This is a genomic window from Dyella flagellata (assembly GCF_030160275.1).
GTDB classification, from domain to species: domain Bacteria; phylum Pseudomonadota; class Gammaproteobacteria; order Xanthomonadales; family Rhodanobacteraceae; genus Dyella_B; species Dyella_B flagellata.
This window is the reverse complement of the sequence record NZ_BSOA01000003.1, coordinates 449755-466798: the sequence shown is the minus strand read 5'-3', so window position 1 is coordinate 466798 and position 17044 is coordinate 449755. Positions and strand designations below refer to the sequence as shown.

Annotated in this window: 14 protein-coding genes; 7 read left to right on the top strand and 7 right to left on the bottom strand. The window is 57.4% G+C overall.

Features of this window, described 5'->3' with window-relative positions:
• Positions 1-25 precede the first annotated feature (25 nt).
• The gene (locus tag QQJ96_RS03730) at positions 26-997 is read left to right on the top strand and encodes a quinone oxidoreductase family protein (protein ID WP_284330595.1); all 972 of its coding nucleotides are present in this window, start codon (positions 26-28) and stop codon (positions 995-997) included.
• A gap of 50 nt (positions 998-1047) precedes the next feature.
• Here QQJ96_RS03730 and QQJ96_RS03725 read toward each other — a convergent pair whose 3' ends face one another.
• Positions 1048-1413 (bottom strand): 2-hydroxyacyl-CoA dehydratase, encoded by a 366-nt coding sequence (locus QQJ96_RS03725; protein WP_345782678.1) that lies wholly within the window; start codon positions 1411-1413, stop codon positions 1048-1050.
• 302 nt (positions 1414-1715) lie between these two features.
• On the opposite strand from QQJ96_RS03725, the gene QQJ96_RS03720 reads away from it, so the two are divergent.
• Complete coding sequence (locus QQJ96_RS03720; protein WP_284330594.1) at positions 1716-3377, top strand: MASE1 domain-containing protein; 1662 nt, start codon at positions 1716-1718, stop codon at positions 3375-3377.
• 22 nt (positions 3378-3399) lie between these two features.
• Here QQJ96_RS03720 and QQJ96_RS03715 read toward each other — a convergent pair whose 3' ends face one another.
• Positions 3400-3885, bottom strand: a complete 486-nt coding sequence (locus QQJ96_RS03715) for a hypothetical protein (RefSeq protein WP_284330593.1) — start codon at positions 3883-3885, stop codon at positions 3400-3402.
• A gap of 337 nt (positions 3886-4222) precedes the next feature.
• Here QQJ96_RS03715 and QQJ96_RS03710 point away from each other — a divergent pair, with 337 nt between their 5' ends.
• The 5 genes from QQJ96_RS03710 (at position 4223) to QQJ96_RS03690 (ending at position 10177) form a co-directional block, all read left to right on the top strand.
• Positions 4223-4651 carry an H-NS histone family protein gene (locus QQJ96_RS03710; protein WP_284330592.1) on the top strand — a complete coding sequence of 143 codons (429 nt, stop codon included), beginning with the start codon at positions 4223-4225 and terminating at the stop codon, positions 4649-4651.
• A 749-nt stretch (positions 4652-5400) separates the two neighbouring features.
• A complete protein-coding gene (locus QQJ96_RS03705) occupies positions 5401-6753 on the top strand; it encodes a hypothetical protein (RefSeq protein WP_284330591.1) in 1353 nt (450 codons plus the stop codon).
• Between the two features lie 20 nt (positions 6754-6773).
• Positions 6774-7277 carry a hypothetical protein gene (locus QQJ96_RS03700; protein WP_284330590.1) on the top strand — a complete coding sequence of 168 codons (504 nt, stop codon included), beginning with the start codon at positions 6774-6776 and terminating at the stop codon, positions 7275-7277.
• 2 nt (positions 7278-7279) lie between these two features.
• The gene (locus QQJ96_RS03695; RefSeq protein WP_284330589.1) at positions 7280-9295 is read left to right on the top strand and encodes a GMC family oxidoreductase; all 2016 of its coding nucleotides are present in this window, start codon (positions 7280-7282) and stop codon (positions 9293-9295) included.
• 279 nt (positions 9296-9574) lie between these two features.
• Positions 9575-10177 carry a hypothetical protein gene (locus QQJ96_RS03690; RefSeq protein WP_284330588.1) on the top strand — a complete coding sequence of 201 codons (603 nt, stop codon included), beginning with the start codon at positions 9575-9577 and terminating at the stop codon, positions 10175-10177.
• Between the two features lie 88 nt (positions 10178-10265).
• Here QQJ96_RS03690 and QQJ96_RS03685 read toward each other — a convergent pair whose 3' ends face one another.
• The 5 genes from QQJ96_RS03685 to QQJ96_RS03665 form a co-directional block, all read right to left on the bottom strand.
• Positions 10266-10529 carry a hypothetical protein gene (locus tag QQJ96_RS03685; protein WP_284330587.1) on the bottom strand — a complete coding sequence of 88 codons (264 nt, stop codon included), beginning with the start codon at positions 10527-10529 and terminating at the stop codon, positions 10266-10268.
• An 11-nt stretch (positions 10530-10540) separates the two neighbouring features.
• Positions 10541-11902: a DUF6861 domain-containing protein gene (locus QQJ96_RS03680; protein ID WP_284330586.1), complete on the bottom strand. Its 1362-nt coding sequence runs from the start codon at positions 11900-11902 to the stop codon at positions 10541-10543.
• A 410-nt stretch (positions 11903-12312) separates the two neighbouring features.
• Positions 12313-13056 (bottom strand): hypothetical protein, encoded by a 744-nt coding sequence (locus tag QQJ96_RS03675; RefSeq protein ID WP_284330585.1) that lies wholly within the window; start codon positions 13054-13056, stop codon positions 12313-12315.
• Positions 13057-13338: 282 nt separating this feature from the next.
• Positions 13339-14004, bottom strand: a complete 666-nt coding sequence (locus QQJ96_RS03670; protein ID WP_284330584.1) for an immunity protein Imm33 domain-containing protein — start codon at positions 14002-14004, stop codon at positions 13339-13341.
• Positions 14005-14514: 510 nt separating this feature from the next.
• On the bottom strand, positions 14515-16830 hold the full coding sequence (locus QQJ96_RS03665) for a hypothetical protein (protein WP_284330583.1): 2316 nt from the start codon (positions 16828-16830) through the stop codon (positions 14515-14517).
• Positions 16831-17044: the final 214 nt, after the last annotated feature.

Genomic DNA, 17044 nt, shown 5'->3' with positions numbered 1-17044 from the left:
CCATCCGCCAGCGAAGGAGACCCGCATGAAAGCATTGCGATTCACCCGTCATGGTGCACCTGATGTGCTGGAATACGTCGACGTCGCAACGCCCGACCCGATTGCGGACAGCGCCCTGGTGCGAGTGCATGGCGCGTCGGTGAATCCCAGCGACGTCAAGAACGTCTCCGGCCATTTTTCGCAGACCACGCTGCCGCGCATTCCGGGCCGCGATTTCAGCGGCGTGGTGGAACAAGGGCCTCGGGAGTGGCGCGGCGTGGAGGTATGGGGCACCGGCGGCGATATCGGTTCGGTGCGCGACGGAACACATGCGGAATTCATCAAGGTGCCGATCGGTGCCCTGGTGCGCAAGCCGGCCGGGCTAGATCACGCGCAGGCATCGGCCATCGGCGTCAATTTCGTGGTGGCGTGGCTGGGGGTGGTGGACTACGCGCGGCTGCGCGAGGGCGAAACCATCGCCGTGATAGGCGCAGGCGGCGGCGTTGGCGGCGCCGTCACGCAGATCGCCAAATCGCTTGGCTGCCGCATCATCGGCATCGACCGGCATCCCATCGATGCCAGCTCGCCGGCTGGAAAACGTATTCATGCCTTCGTCCCGTTCGACGAACACACGGTGGCCGGCGTGCGCAGCCTGGATGGCCTTGCCGATGGCGTGGACGTGGTGTTCGACAGTGTCGGTGGGATCGCCTTCGAAACGGCGCTGGGCCTGGCCAAGCGCCGCGGCCGGGTGGTTGAGATCAGCGCAACCGGCAGGCGCCGGGTGGAAATGGACCTGATCGATTTCTATCACAACGAAACCCAGCTGCTCGGCGCCGACAGCGCCAAGCTAGGCGTGTTGGAGTCGGCCCGTCTGATGCAAGCGGTGGCCCGGGAATTCGACAACGGCAAGTTCGATCCGCCGGTAATCGCCCACCGCTATGCGCTGGCGCAGGGGCGGGAGGCTTACCAGGCGGTGGCCCAGGGCACGCCCGGGCGGGTCGTGATCGTGCCCGGATAGGGCAGCTTGTTACCCTGGGGGCCAGCATGTCCCCGTTTTTGCAGGCTTATTTAGCCGGCAGTGGGGTCCTTCGGCTTGCGCCCACGCCGCGGCTTGGCCTCGGCCTGCTGCGCAATCAGGCTTTGCAGGTAGGCAATCCCTTCTTCCTCCGGGAAAAAGGCCACCACGTCGGCCACGGTCAGGTTATGGCGCGCCTTCAGCGCCAGAAATTCCTCCTTCGCGCGCTCCATGGCACTGAGAGCGGCCTGTTTGGCGGTCTGCTTTCTTTCTTTGGCCGTGGGTGCACGTTGTTCGATCTCCTTGTCGAGGGCCGCAAGTTCTTCCTGGAAGCGGCGGAAGGCGTCTTTCGGGAGGGTCATGGCAACGAAGTGGGTTACAGGGCCAATGATTATCTCATAGGGACGTAGGCCTTCCATCGGCCTTCCCTGCTTTTTGCGTGCGATATTCACCTACAGCGAACCAGCTCGGAAAACGAGCAGCCTAGGTGGGCCACCAGCAGAGGCCGTCGGCAGATAGCCCCTGCCCTTCACATTTCGACACACCCTGCTACCTATGATGACCTCAAGTGCCAACCTGACCACGATCCGTAAAAAAACAGCGCCAGAAGCCATGTAGCGGCTTACATGGCACGGTCTAAGCATTACCTGGCTTGCACCATCGGATGTCGTATCACCACGGACGGTAGGGGCGCGCTTATCCAAAGCTCAGGGGTGCACCGATGCTCAACTCGATGACGGAAAACAGGTGGTTGCGGCAGCTGGCAGTCTTCGGCGTATACGGAATCGTTTACACGTTGCTGCGTCCCTATTCAGTCGCCGTCTGGCACATCATCAGCGGTCTGCGGCTGGGCTGCCTGCTGCTGTTGCCTTACCGTTACTGGCCGGCCCTCGCGCTGGCCGAATTGGGCCCCGACGTCTACTACGCCTCGCCCGAGCAAGCACCGTTCGGCCTGGCCTGGCAGATCGGCAATTCGATTCCGGCCATCCTGTTTGCCATGCCCATCGTGGCGTGGTGCAAGCGTCGGCTGGGCCTGTTTCCTTCCAAGTACCTGATAAGGGCCAAGGCGCTGCTCGTTTGCATCGTGCTGTCGGCGGCAGTCTGGACGGCCGTCACGGTGCTCCTGCTGCTCACCGTGGTGCAGCCCTCCGGTACCCCGCATCCCTACCAGTTCCAGAGCATCCAGGCCGTCCAGCTGTTCCTCGGACGGTACGCCGGGATCCTCAGCGTGCTGCCGATCGCCTTGGCGTTAAAGCTGCAAAAGCCCAGGCCTTGGCGCGATCGCCTCTTCGGTTGGATCAGCAACCCGTTGTTGCAGGAATCCATCGTTTTGCTGCTGCCCTCGCTGGTGGTGCTTTATTGGCTCAACCTGCATGCCCCCGCGGACATCAAGCCGGTCATACGCATGGCGATGCTGCTGCCGGCGGCATGGCTCACCATGAAACATGGCTGGCGCGCCGCGACCATCGGCACCACGGCGGCGATCATCTGCATTCTTTTGAACATGGATTCACGCATTGGCGACCTGGATGTGATCGGCGCGCAAGCCTTCATCGCTTTCTCGGTCACGTGCCTGCTGATACTCGGTGTTCGCGTCAGCATGCAAAATGCGCTGGAAGAACAGGAGCGGATCGACGCCAAGGCGGCCGTCAAACTCGCGCAACAAGGCTTGTACCTGTGCGAACTGCGCATGCGGCAGGCTTCGGAAACGCTGGAAAAAGTCGCCGGCGGCCTGCAATTGACGCAAACGCGGCTGCTCAATCGTTTCAAGCATATGATTCCGCCGTCGGAAGGCCAAGGCTATTACAAGCAAATGGCCACCACGCAGAGCCAGGTCTACCAGCTGGTGGAATCCATGCATCCCACGGCCTGGCGCGAACGCGGCCTGCCAGCGGCCTTGCGCGAAACCATCGGACGCGCCCTGGACGAGGCAGGTATCGCCTATCGCTTCGAATTGAAAGGCCGTGGATTGAGCCAGCTGTCGCCCGGCGTGCACGCGGCCATTTATCGCCTGGCCTGTGAGGCGGTGGTATTCGTGCTTGCGCAACATGCCCGGTCCACCATCATCATTTCGCTACGCGGCGGCTTCACCCATGGCCTGCGCTGGGCCGTGCTGCGGGTGGAAGGACAAGCCGACTATGTGGAAAATACGCTGCCCGTGCAGAAGAAACATGAAAGCCAATACCTGGCAGCCAAATTGGGCGCCAACAATCTAAATGCCATCACGCTGCGCGACTATGCCCGCCTCTACAACGGCGAGTTGCACACGCTTGCGCAAGAGCATGCGTTCCGCTTGACAGCCTTGTTGCACGATGCAAACCACCGGATACAGGAGCCGCGTGCTGCGGCTCCTGCTGCTTCTCCGGAACTGTATATTCGTTGAGCACCCGGTAGCCCATTGGTCCTCAGCCGCCCGGGAGGCCTTTAACGGCACCGCTGCAATTGGCCGGGTTCGTGCAGATGGTGGGTACGGAAGCCGGTGTACTGGCTACATGGATTTGCACCGCCCCCGTGCTGGTTGGGGTGGCGGTAATGCGCGTATTGGCATCGCTAAAGACCGTCTCCGTCGTGCTGGCAACAGATTGGGCACTGCTTTGCGTGGTCACGTATTGGGCATCGGCCCCAACCGGTAGTACCAGCACCACGTTGTCCGCAAGGGCCACGGCACCGCGCACCGTGCCATTCAAATCGTTGACCTGGATATAGCGAATACCCTCGCGAACGAATACATAGACATGGTAATGCGGACTTACGCTGACGTCCGCGGCGTTCGGCCACGATTGGCCAAGACCGGTGCTGGGCGCCTGCGCGAAGGCCGCGGTGGACAGCAGCGCCACGAACAAGGCAGTCAAGGCGCCGCGAGAAGCAAAACCCAATGGCTTACGAAACATAAAACCCCCTTATCTTTCAGAATTCGGCAACGGTTACCCGGTCGAATCTACTACCAAGTAACGTGTAAGGCGCGCCAATGAGCCTTTATTGCACGCCTCATCAGCGGTTATAGGCCCAAGGGATGCCCATAATGGAGAACTCGTTCTCCTTTTGATGTAGGGCGCAATCGGTGGCGATTGTCTAAATCGAGGAAAATACTGGACGCCTCGGTTTGCCTGTGCAAAGAAAACACCGACAGGTCTAGAAGACTGAAAAATGAGTAAAAAGATTGCAAAATTCGTTCATGTTGACTAGTTTGTTCGCCGGCATCATCCAAAAACACTATAAGGACCACACATGGCCGTTGACTTGAAAACCCTTTCACCGAAAGAACTCCAATCGCTTATTGCCAACGCTGAAGCGCAGATGCACGAAGCCAAGAGCAGCCAGATCCACGACGTCCGCAAGAAAATCGATACCCTGCTCAACAACGCCGGCCTGAGCCTGGCCGACGTGTATCCCACCCGTGGTGGCCGCGTCGCCAAGAAGGCCGGCAAACGTTCGGTGGTCGCTCCCAAGTACCGCAACCCCGAGGATCCGTCGCAAACCTGGACCGGCCGCGGCAAGCAGCCGCTGTGGTTCGTGGCTGCGCTGAAGAAGCGTGGCGTCACCAAGGAAAGCCTGCTGATCGAAGGTGCCGTCACCCGCAAAAAGGCTGGCTCCGCGAAAAAAGCTACGAAGAAAGCCGCGAAGAAAGCAACGCGTCGCAGGATCAAGCGGCGTTGATGCTTCGCCGGCCTTGAACTCCCTCTTCTTGTGGGAGAGGGATTGGGGTGAGAGGCCGAGCTGTCGAACAAGAAAAACAAAAGGCGCGGATATTCCGCGCCTTTTTATTTCGTCCGCTCTGATGCGGGACCTTAGAGCTTTGTTGAAATGCCACAGACTTCGAATTTTATGTCGATATCAAAAATCGCCCAATTCATCGCCTTTCCCTTGTCAACCTTGAGCAAGTAGTTTGTTTCAAGCCTTGGGTTGCGCTTTTATCAATGGTCCGTGCGGAATATTGAAAAAGCCATTAAGGCATGGGCGATCCGGCGAGTTTTTTTGGGGTTTGCAAATCCCATATCCAGCGCAGCAAACAGCCTGTCATTCCAGGCCACTTCCACGCATACCGAACCTGTCCCCGTAATCGCATCACCTCAAGGGGCACCTCGAAGACCCGGGTATATTTCCAAGCTCGCACTTGCTCCAACAAGCACCAGGGATGGGTGCCATCGGGTAGTTTTCACATCTCATTGACATACGCAAGCCTCTACTTCGGGGCAGCGCAGCGGAACGGCTGCCGGAACAGGGGAAAACGTGCAGTGATATCGGGGTCTTCGCTGCCCAGGGGTCACTATTTTTCAAGGCAGGCGTTGCCCGGCCGCTGAATGCTCCGCGCGCTTCACCCTGACACTGGCTGACGCTATCGCTAGCGGCTTCCCCTTTTGCGTCCCACGGTTTTGTTGAACCACTCTTGGACAAGGACGATAGCGATGACCCTCGAACGCCTCTGCTCGACCGCCCACCGAAACTATTTGACCCGCGCCCTGCTCTGCGGCCTTGGTGTTTTTTCTTTTGCCCAGGGATTGATGGCACAGGACAAACCTGCGACCACACAACCCTTACCGGTGTTGACACCGCAGGTTCCACTGGAAATCACCGTCACTAAAAAGCCGCCCACCCTCGCCTCCCTGCAAGACGACTTTGACGTGTTTTCCTGGCAGACATTCATTGCACTGAACTGGCCAGCCAACTCCGATGGCACGCCCGACACCAACCTCACCATTGGCCAAGCGCCGAATGACCCGGTGGTTTGGCAGAGCTACCGCGAAAGCCGCAGCATTTTTCTTCCCGATGGCGCCACACCGGCGCCCTGGGGTGAAGAAACCCCGCCGCCGGCTGTATGCAAGAACATCGATGCCAAACACCTTCCGGCCGGAACGCTGCGCCTGACCCAGGTAGGCAAAACGCCAAACGTGCTCGACGAAAGCGGCGAGCCGTTCAAGACCGGCCCCCTGATCGATCAGAACGGCCAGTACACGCGCTTTTCCATCATGACCAACCAGGCGATGTTCACCTACATCGTCAACAACAAGCTCTACTCCAAGCAAGGCCAGAAGCTGTTCAACGCGGATGCCAACTTTCCCGCCAGCGATGCGACCAAGCAGCAGCTTGGCTCCATCATGATCAAGACGGCCTGGGTAAAAATGGGTGGCAAGTACGACCCTTCGAAGTTCTACACCACCTACGCCCTGGTCTATGACAATCCCGACGAAGAGCCTGGCGTAAAGCCATCCTGCGTGCTTGAGCAAGTGGGCCTGGTCGGCTTCCACATCGGGCACAAGACCCAGGATGAACCGCAATGGGTATGGTCCACCTTCGAGCATGTCGACAACGTGCCGACCAAGGGACAAGCGGCCACGCTGGCGGCCTATAACTTCTTCGATCCGCATTGCAAGAATTGCGCGGTGAACCAGCCGCCGCCGCGTCCCTGGAACCCAGGCAATCGCTACACCAAACCCAGCCAGGTGGAGCGCGTGATTCCCATCACCACCGAAGCGCAGCAACTCAATGCGGCGTACCACCAAGCCTTGGCGGCCGCCGTGCCGGATTCGGTCTGGCTGAATTACGAGCTAGTCAGCACGCAATGGCCGACGGACGCCCAAAGCAAAACCGATCCCACTGGCGTACCGGCGCCGTCCTTCCTCGCCAACGCCACACTGGAAAGCTACATCCAGGGTCACGTCAAGCAGACCTCCAGCAGCTGCATGGCCTGCCATAACAACGCTACCACCACCAACGGAAATTTCTCGGACTTCACCTACCTGCTGCAGCGCGCGCAGTGATCCAAAAAAGGAGATAAGCCATGAGCAGCGAGATGGACAATTTCATCGGCCTTAGCGCCGTGCTGACGGGATTCAACAAGAGCGTGCTGTCACCCTTCCTGGACCCGGTCGACATCAAGAGCGAGTACCTGCCGTTTTTTAAACAGAAGATTGCGCAGGAAAGCGGCAATCCGAATCTGGTCGGCCAGATCCTTGAGAAGTATTCGAGCCTTTCCGCCCAAGGCCTCACACCCCAACAAATCGGCGCGGCCATGCTCGATCCCGGTAACGGGGCCGACTTCGTGCTGGCTTGCCGCAAGCTGATTTTCATGTGGTATTCGGGCGCGTGGCCAACACTTATTCCCGCCAACGGATCGACGCCGGCCAGCACCGTCAGCGACATGATCTCCGCCAAGAGCTACACCACGGGCCTGGTCTGGCAGGTCATGCAATCCCATCCCATGGGTGATTCCAACTACCGCTACGGGTATTGGGCCAAGGCCCCTGCCTCACTCAGCGATTACACGGGCAACGGAGGAAAATAGCCATGAACACGAAAACCTATGACCTGGTGATCGTCGGTTCCGGCATTTCCGGCGCCATCATCGCGCACCAGTTGGGCAAGCAAGGCAAGAAGGTGTTGATACTGGAAGCCGGCCAGGAAGTACCGGTCGACCGCAGCGGCTACATGCAGACCTTCTACAAAGCCAACGCCAAGACACCGGAATCGCCTTATCCGCCGACTACGCAAAATCCCCAAGCTTCCACGCCGCAAAATCCGCTGGGTTTGCCCAATCCGGCGCTGGAAAACGTGCCGCGCTATACCGTGTTGCAAATCAATGCCTGGCGTAAGCCGGACCAGTGCTATTTCATCTATCCGCCCCAGCCACCGGGCTTGACCGGAGACAGCCAGGAAGCCATGTTCGCTTTCGCCAGCTCTTATGAGCGCATTGGCGGTGGCACTACTTGGCATTGGTTGGGAACCAGCGTGCGCCTGTTCCCCAACGATTTCGAACTGAAGACGCAATACAACCAGGGCGTGGATTGGCCCGGCGGCAAGAACTTCTACCAGGCCCTGGTGCCTTACTACGAAAAGGCGACCAACGAAATCGGCGTGGCGGGCGACAAGGAGGCGCTGGATAAGCTCTACACGCAATTCGGCGTAGAGCCCTCCGGCATCTATGGTGCCAACTACAACTACCCCATGCCGCCCATTATCGACTCCATGGTCGATACCGCTTTCGGCAAGGTCACTTCATTGACCGTCGATGGCATCCCTGTCTACACCACGCCTACCCCGCAAGGACGCAACTCCCTGCCCGGCGACCGACGCCAGTGCGCCGGCAACACCAATTGCATTCCGATCTGCCCGATCCAGGCCAAGTACGACGCGACCGTCACGCTTGCCAATGCCCTGCAGACGGGCAATGTCGACATCCGCTACCGCTGCGTTGCAAGCAATATCCGGGTGGACGACACGACGCATGAAGTCACCGGCATCGACTACATCACCTATGACGACCACCTTGGACCGCCGACGGGCAGCGGCACCGCAGTAGGCACCAAGTATCTGCTTGCCGCGCACGCTATCGAGACGCCCAAGCTCCTGTTGCTGTCCAACAAGAACAAGAGCTTTCCCAATGGTGTGGCCAACTCCAGCGGCCAGGTCGGTCGCAATTTGATGGACCACATCATGTACCTTGCGTGGGGATTGGCCAAAGACCCGGTCTATGCCTACCGTGGTCCGTTGGCGACGTCCGGCTTTGAATCGCTGCGCGACGGTGCATTCCGCAGCAAGCGGGCCGCTTATCGCATCGAAATCGGCAATGAAGGCTGGCAGTGGGCCGGCAATGATCCGTTCACGACGCTTGCCGATTTTGTGTTTGGCCAGGACAACAACCAGCTCAATGGCGACTCGGTCAATCAACAAGGTCAACCGCTGCGTTTCAATCCGGCCTTGCCCGCCAACAGCCAGCTGTTTGGCGAACAACTGGTGAACACGCTCAACGGCATCTACATCCGGCAAATCCGCCTGGGCTATCTGATCGAACAATTGCCCGATCCGGACAACCGGGTGGAGCTGTCGACCGAGAAAGACCATTTGGGTTTGCTCCGCCCGCAAGTGACCTATCGACTGCGTAGCAACTACGAGCGGGATGCCTTCGTGTCGGCCAAGCAAGTCTCCACCGAGATCTTCAATGCCATGGGCGCCACGGAGTACACGCAAACCCCGCCGCCTCCCAGGTTGTATGGAACGCCGGACCAGGTGACCGCCACCAACTTCCAGTACCAGGGCCAGAACTTCAAGTTCTACGGCGCCGGCCACATCGTGGGCACCTACTGCATGGGCGACTGCAAAGAAAAATCCGTACTCAACTCACGGCAACAATCCTGGGACCACAACAACCTGTACATGGTTGGCAGCGGAGTCTTCCCAACGGTCGCCACCGGCAACCCCACTCTGACCATCGCCGCCCTCGCCTTCCAGGCGGCCGACAACATCCTTGCGGATCTGACCAAGACCAGCACCGAGACGGAAGAGGCACTGGCGGATGTGTCGTAGTTAGCGTGCTTGCGTATAGCTCCCTCCCCTGCTTGCAGGGGAGGGTTGAGGCTGAAGCCCGTAGGCTGGGATGGTAATCCCAGCATCTGCATGCCGCGTAAAAAGCTGGGATTGTCATCCCAGCCTACACGCTGACATCGCCTTGCAACACCCAACAGGTCGAATAGAGGCGAAGGCCGGATCAGCACTCCTGCTTCCCTCCAAGCAAAGCCATGGCTGCGGTATCGGCATGACCCGCTGATGCGTCCTGACGGTTGATCGAACCAACAGGAGCAAGCAATGTTCTTTCATCACGACCACACGCACACCACGAACATCAGCGCCAAATTGCAATCGGGCAAATCGCCGGAACTGTATGCTTCGGTAGTGGGTACCGTTGAGCAGAATTCGGAAAAACCCATCACCGGCCGCAGCGGCGATCATTTGCAGTTCGAACTCGATATCGGCAACGGCCTGCGCTACCAGGTTGATGTCAATACCCGTTCTGTCGACGGTTCGTCCGTCGATGTCTACATCGCGGATGAAGCCCTGGACAACAGCGATCCAAACGCGCCCGATCCGTTCGGTGCACCTGCCTACGGTGTCTTCCCCAACGCACAATTGAGCTACCAGGCCATGGGCTTGAAGGATGAAAACTTCACTGCCATGACCTATTTCCGGCTAGATAGCCAGCTCACGGCAGCCTTGAGTACTTCCACCTTCGTCGCGGTCTATGGCATGACCTTCGAAGATGGCGACAACGTACGTGGCATCCACGAGACACATTTCACAGGAAGGCCGAATCAGGACGGTGCGGTAGCCGTGTACTGGACAGACCCGGCCACGGGGAACCCCCAACGAACCTGGTTCTTCTTCAAGTTCGAGAACCAGCAGATCGGTTAGTCGATGCTGCGCAGTCCGTAGGCTGGGATGGTAATCCCAGCATCCGCATGCCGCGTGTAAAGCTGGGATTGTCATCCCAGCCTACGTGCTAAACCGGGCTGCCGCGCAACCTTCCCGGCTTCACGATCAATCGCTCGTCATTCTGCCTGGCACGGCTTTTTTTCACGATCTCTTTCAGCACATCCAGATTGGCGGGGCACGCTTCGTATTGGTCGCGATCAATCTCGTAATACTCCTCGTACTCGACATACGAATTGGCCACCGGGAAGGAGACGTAATACTTCCCGGTCGTCTCCTCGATGCCCACCGAGAAGCGCTCTTCCCGAAACACGTGCTTGTCGATGAAATTCACGCCTCAACTCCTCAAAATTGAATGGGCGTCTCGTTATAACTCGAAGCGGGTACGCCGCCGAGATCGAGAACCGCCTCCAGATTGCCGGTTGGCAGCTTGCCGCCGGGAATCCACTGGTCGTTGGCACCGGCTTCGTTCCCCGACGGAATCCGAAGGTTGAATTGCCGCGGATTGGGTACGTCAACACGTACCAGCTGATTGGAGCTGAGAGAGCCGCTCGGCAGACCCAATGCATCCTCCATCGCTGCCGGATCACCCCCCGTAGACTGGAGCAGATCGTCCGCCTGCTGACGTGTCATGAGGAAGGATGTTCCATCCGTCTGTGCCGGCCCGTACTTGTCCAGATTCTTCTTGAGCATGAAGCGCGACGCGCCATCGTCGAACTGACTGAGCTGGTCATCGATCACTTCCTTGGGCATGTACGTCGACGGATCGGGACGCTCGCCTTTGGGGATCGCTTTAATGCGATTGATTGTATCGGAATCAAGCTTGAAATTTTTGGTGGCACCGCTTGCGGCAGCGTCGTCGGCCTTCGGTACTGCACCCTTTCCTATCGGCCGCCGCCCCGCCTTGGATGTAGGCCCGGGCGAAGGCGACTCTTCCGGTAATTCCCGCTTGAACATCCGCGGCCGCAGGGCCGGATGCTTCATCAATGCTTCTTTGTTCTTCACCAGCCAGTCGGCCACCTTCGGCCCCAGGCGCTTGCTGCCGCGAACTGCCTTCAACAACAGCGCCTCTTCATTGCCACCCTTGGTGAGATAGAACATCAAGGCGATCAACATGCCCACGACCATCAACACGTGGCCGTCGGCGAAACGGTGAGCAGCCAGCTTTTCGCTGGCTGCTGGATTCACCGCAGCGCGGGCGCCCGAACCCTCCTGCGTGGTAGGCTCCCACGCGGCCCGGAAGCCGTCCTTGTAGCAAACCATGGCCTGGGGAATCGTATCGGTCAGTCCCTTGGCCACCATCGCCAGGCCGAGGAACGTCAGCACCCAGCCGCCAAGCTCCGCGCCCGCCGCCATGCCAATGGCAGCGCCAGGAACGGCGCCAACACCCCCGGCAAACGCGCCCGCACCGGCGCCAATGGCGGTGCCGAGAACGACGCTGCCGCCGTAATAGAGAGCTATGTCATGCAAGGCCGAATACAGGATCTCCCAGATCATCGACAAGTCGATGCCTTCCAGCTTCAAGACAATCGCCTGCCATGCGATAGAGCGGGAGTCCGCCAGCGCGGAACGCAGCCGTTCAACGCGACTCTTATAGCTGTATATCGTCTGGGAGAGTTGGCGTTCTGCCCAGGTTACCCTGGATTCAACGCGATCCTCGATCCGGTGCAGCATCAACCATAACTGGCTGCTTGTTTCGCCGAACATCCTGTTCCCTCTACCTTCCCTTCAAAAACGCGCCTGTCGCACAAAAGGCGCACCCCTTGGCCGGGGATCCGGCTGACGCGCACCTTAGCATGCCTGGTTGGCGTTTTTTTGCTCTGCTGCGCAACTTCGGTGAATGGTTGAAGCAAAAACCCGACTCGTACATCCAGCAGCATGCGAATTTGATTGGACAATGACCTCATGGCCAGGATTTATATCCAACACCGGAACAATCGAAACCTTGTTCTTTGCTGCGATGAAAGCTACACGCCGCAGGTGGAACTTCCTGCAGGCACCTATCCCCCCAGGAATAAAGCCTTCTACGTGGGTATTCCTGGTGGCTACGCCGGGGTGTACTCCTCCCCTCAAGGCCCCACGTTGTTCATGTTGGTAACGATCCGCCCCATACAGCGTTAGGGAGATGCTTGGTCCGGACACGAAACGCTCTCCATCCACTTAAACCCCAGCGCTCCCGGATAAACAGCCATGCACACCAAGTTGCCCGTTTGCGCGGCGACATATTGCGTGTTGCTAACCTGTAAATCCGAACCGCCGGGATCCGGTCCACCGCTCAGCTCAAGGTAGTAACGCATGCCGCCTCTACCCGAGGTAGTGTGCTTCCCGGTGATCTGGCTGTGATAAATGTCCGGGGCGCCCCTATCCCATAGGCGATTGGCCAGACCCAGCGCGGAACCGCCGTAACAAACACCGAATGTGCCGAATAGCACTAGAAAGGAAAGCCAAGTCTTAATCGAAAGGCTCTCCCGCTCAGCTGCATTTCCTCGCAAGAAGGCAACATACATGCCCAGCAGCCACAAAAATCCCACCATCGCGCCCGGCACGAGCACCTCGTTATCGTGCACGAGACCTGCCCGCCAAGACGCAAGCAAGAGCAGGCAAACTATCTCGAAGAAGACAGCCAAAAGGGTGCCGAGGACGATGCCATCGTTCTCCTCGGGCCGGTTCCTTTGGCTGTACTTGAAATAGCGCTTCGGCTTGAAATAGAGCTTTAGAACTATGGGAAGCCATGGCAACAAGGCCAGAACCAATGCCAGCCCGTTCAATGGGTGGTACAAGCTATTGGAGATACACGTAGCCAAAGAAAACGTGGTCAGTCCACCAGCGACCAGCAGGCACAGAAACTGCGGCTTCCGCACGTTCTATAGCTCCCCACCAATGATTTAAAACGACGCCGAGTGAACCGGCACTACTAAACTGGACTACCCCGTCACTTGCCAGGTTGCACCATCAGCCTTGCATCATTCTGTCTGGCGCGGTACTTCGCCGCTATCGCTTTGAGCTGGTCGAGATTGCCTGGGCAAGGATGTCACGTTCCCGCATGGAATCCGGCAGCCAAGTTGAAAATGGGTCTGCCAATTAAGCAATACCGCCTCGCACCCGCGAGATGCTCACCAAAGCAGAGGAATGGACGCAGATCGTTAGCGCTCTTCGTTGTAGGTATTGGTCACAAAGTCCCGCATAAACCGGGAACCCGTCGGAGCGTCAATCAAGCTTAGCCAGCTATCGTCTTGATTGAGCACCGCTCCGACAGCGACATATTTCACTACGCGCGCGTCCATGTCCTCGTCGGTCGCATCTCCCATGCGGCCGCGGATACGCCATCCGCTATCCGGGTATGTGTCGTTCTCGTCCTGCAGATCCGGCTCTTCCCGATAGAGATATTCGACAGGTTCAGAGCCTTCGAGAACACAATCATCCACGAGGCAGCGCTCCCAATATTCCCGATGTTCCGTCGGAGAAGGAGCCGTCTCCGGGTTGGCCCACCTGATCGAGAGAACATGATGGCGCTGGAAGTGGATAGGGTCACCCGCTTTTAGCGGCGACGTCGGCTCAGCAGGATCATTGTCGAGCACACCAAACAGGCCTTCATCCGCAACCCGTTCAACCCTAACCCACATCCGCTCCGCCGACGATTTCTCTGTTTCGTGGAGATATTCGAACGTCAACTTGACGATATCGCCGTTCGCAACCGCCGCTATCTCGGCGGGGCTTGGCAGGAAAAAGGTGTAAGGAGCGCTTGCCGCAACAGGACGCGGATCGAGCAAATCGTAGCTTGGATTGGAAGCTGCCATCATATCAGCCATTGTAGTGAGCAGCGCTTTACCGCAAAGTGGCTGTGTTCAGGGCGCCAGCCCCAAGGCCTCAAAGCATACCGTCTCGCATATAGCTGGTCGCCACCGACATTGAACGTCATCGTCCAATCGCCGACCACGGGAAGACCATCGGATACCAGGAATTGCTTTGACACTGGCGGAATTTTTACTTCTGTCAAGCACTTCCCGCACCAACATGAGAGATTTTCCTTGCCGAATACTACAAGCGTGGTTTCCATCACCCATCTCCACCGCATTTTCCAGCCGCGTCTTTAAGGGCCTGAACGTAACCGAATGGGCTCTCATCAAGACTACCCTCTACGCCACCATAAAGAAACGCCCAGATGGACGTCTTTATGGGTGGTGGAGACTGGAATGGAGTCAACCCCTCCTAGACAATGGCCTTCCAGCCCCCCAGACTTCCGATTCGCGTAGTTACCACGCATCTTTTCCCAATCGAAAAAGCCAAGCAGCTAACTTGATTCTTCAACGATGAATTACTTAACGCCGTGACTCACCATCTTCACAACTCCTTTTCGCACCATCAACCAACTGCGCCATGGCTGATGCCGGCGTTGTACCGTTCGCGTGGTCTGAAACTAGAAATGCATCATCTTGCATCATCGCTCTAGTGAGGACATTGCCAGTGCTCTGCGACAGTGTCCAACCAAGACCGATTGGTCCCGCTTTCTCTTTATCCACTTTCAGCGACAAGTAACCACCTTTAAGGTCACAAACTAGGGCTAGAAGCTCATGCTTCGCCAGAGCGCTCTGGTCGTTATGCGAATGACTAATGGCAGAGATGATCGTTTGCAACTCACCGATTCCCTGCATATTTGAGCTCTGATCTTCAGCCGGCGCACTATCTTCCGGATCATTGTCGAGGTCAACGATGATGGGATGAAAATCCTTCTTGTTTCCGCGCGAAATGGATCGCACCAGATCCAATGCCGTTTGTGCGCCGGACACGTCATGTACGCCCCCATCCACCACACGACCTGCCACTTTCCCATCAGCGTCGACGAGTTCGCCCGGCGGACTGACAAACGGAAAACGCGCACTCGTGTGCGTAGCGGACAATAGCGTGACACTGCGGGGCGCCAATGTTTCCATCAGCAACGCATCCGGAAAATCGCTCTTCTGAAAGCTGACGGATGAAAAAAGAAGACGTTTTCCACTCCCAACATGGGTAGCGACAAATATCAATCGAGGCAGGTGGCGCCCATCGACATCCTTGGGAAATTGCGCCATGGGAGCCTTCAAGATCTGCCCCACGTCCTGGCAGCTCGCCGCCGAAATCGATCCCCGATTGGAAGCGTCGTCATGACATGTCAGCGCATTGTACCAAGCATCCTGCAAAGTCTGTCCTTTTGAGGAAAAGAGCAAGACCGGGATGAATTTTTGCGGAATTCCCGTGGACAGCATGCGCGCAAGCCATGGCGCAATGAAGTCGCTCAGCAACTCCCGCCTGGATACGCCCCCTGCAAAATTGGAAGGGTTCATGGGCGCCTTGAAAGCCGACGGGTCTGCCTGGTACGCCCGTCGACTGGCAAGGTAATTGGCCATAAAGGTAGTAGATCCGAGCGCTCCTCCGGAGACGCCGATAATCGCATAAGTTCTGGACATCAAATCGATAAAAGGCGAGCTGAAGTCCTGCAGCCCCGACACCGTCCAATACGCCCCGCGAATTCCGCCGCCCTCTGCGAGGATGATGATAGTCGGCAGTGATGAATTCGAGCTCTCGCCATTCCACGCCGCGTAGTCGTCCGCAATCGAAATGCGCTGATCCTCAGGCACTCCCGATCCCTGTGCGGCTCCGTGAACAACCTTGTTCACCTGATCTGCAACCAGCATGCGAGTGGTATACGTTGCAAGACCAATACCAATCCCTACAAGTGCCAGCAAAACGAATCGAATAATGCGGCGCGGAACAAACAGCAGCCAAGACCATACCAAGGCGGCCAGCACAACCCACGCGCCTATACCGGCAATCAAGACCAGCAATGAGCCAAGTAGCAACCCGCTTTGCAAAGGAAACCACGCGAATAACAAAAGGATGAGCACGGCCAATACAATCGAACGCCACTCGCTTAGCAAGCTTCCTATTGTCGGGTTTATCTGCGCTGATTGTCCGCCTTGGTTCGCCGACTTCAATTTGATTTTTGGCAGGATAGAGGCAACCGCGATCAGCACTCCCAAAAAAGCAAGGCCTTCCATTTGAGCCGCGTGCCTGTGCTCGCGGTCGGCCATGCTTAGATGTTGAAAGTAAACAAATTCCATATAGGTTGTGAAAGCGAAAACAAAATAAATAACTTTTGCATTAAAGATACATCGAATTATCCAGTGTGTCGGAGAAAGACTTACTCGCCACTGGACAATCAAGCCGGACCCAATAATCAATAGGATAAACACACCTGTCCAGTAAAACCATCTGTCAACGAAGCCGCCATTGAAGGACAAGGAAAAGCCATGGGTTACCTTAAAGGTACATAGCGGAAGAAGCGCCAACAGTGCTGTACCGAAACCGATTACAGACGATATAAGCAGCCTATGGCCATCCATCCAACTCAATAGGCCGGGCGAATACTGCAAACCTGCCCGCGCATAAAGAACCAGACGCGCCGCAGATGAAAACATACAGAACAGGTACGGAAAGACAATGAATTGGAGATAGGCAGCCGATCGCAACGACCACACGTTGTTGAGAATTTCTTCGCCTTGCCACATACCAAGCGCCAGGATTGGCACAATCGCCATAATGATCAATGGCATAATCAAAATTAACGACTTGGTGAAGTTCTTCCACAAGACTCTCATCAATGACCCCTTATCATTGGTTTATCAACCTTTGATTAACTCATAACGTATCGGTCAGCACCGATTTGCGCCTTGGGTTGCGTCGACCGTATAGCCGTCCGACGTTGACATCGGCTGCACATGGCTGGACTACCGTCATCGCTCCTCGAAAGCGTCCATGTCAAAGCCCAAATGGGTGGTCACAGCCCCATTGCCATGCACGCTGCGAGAGCGT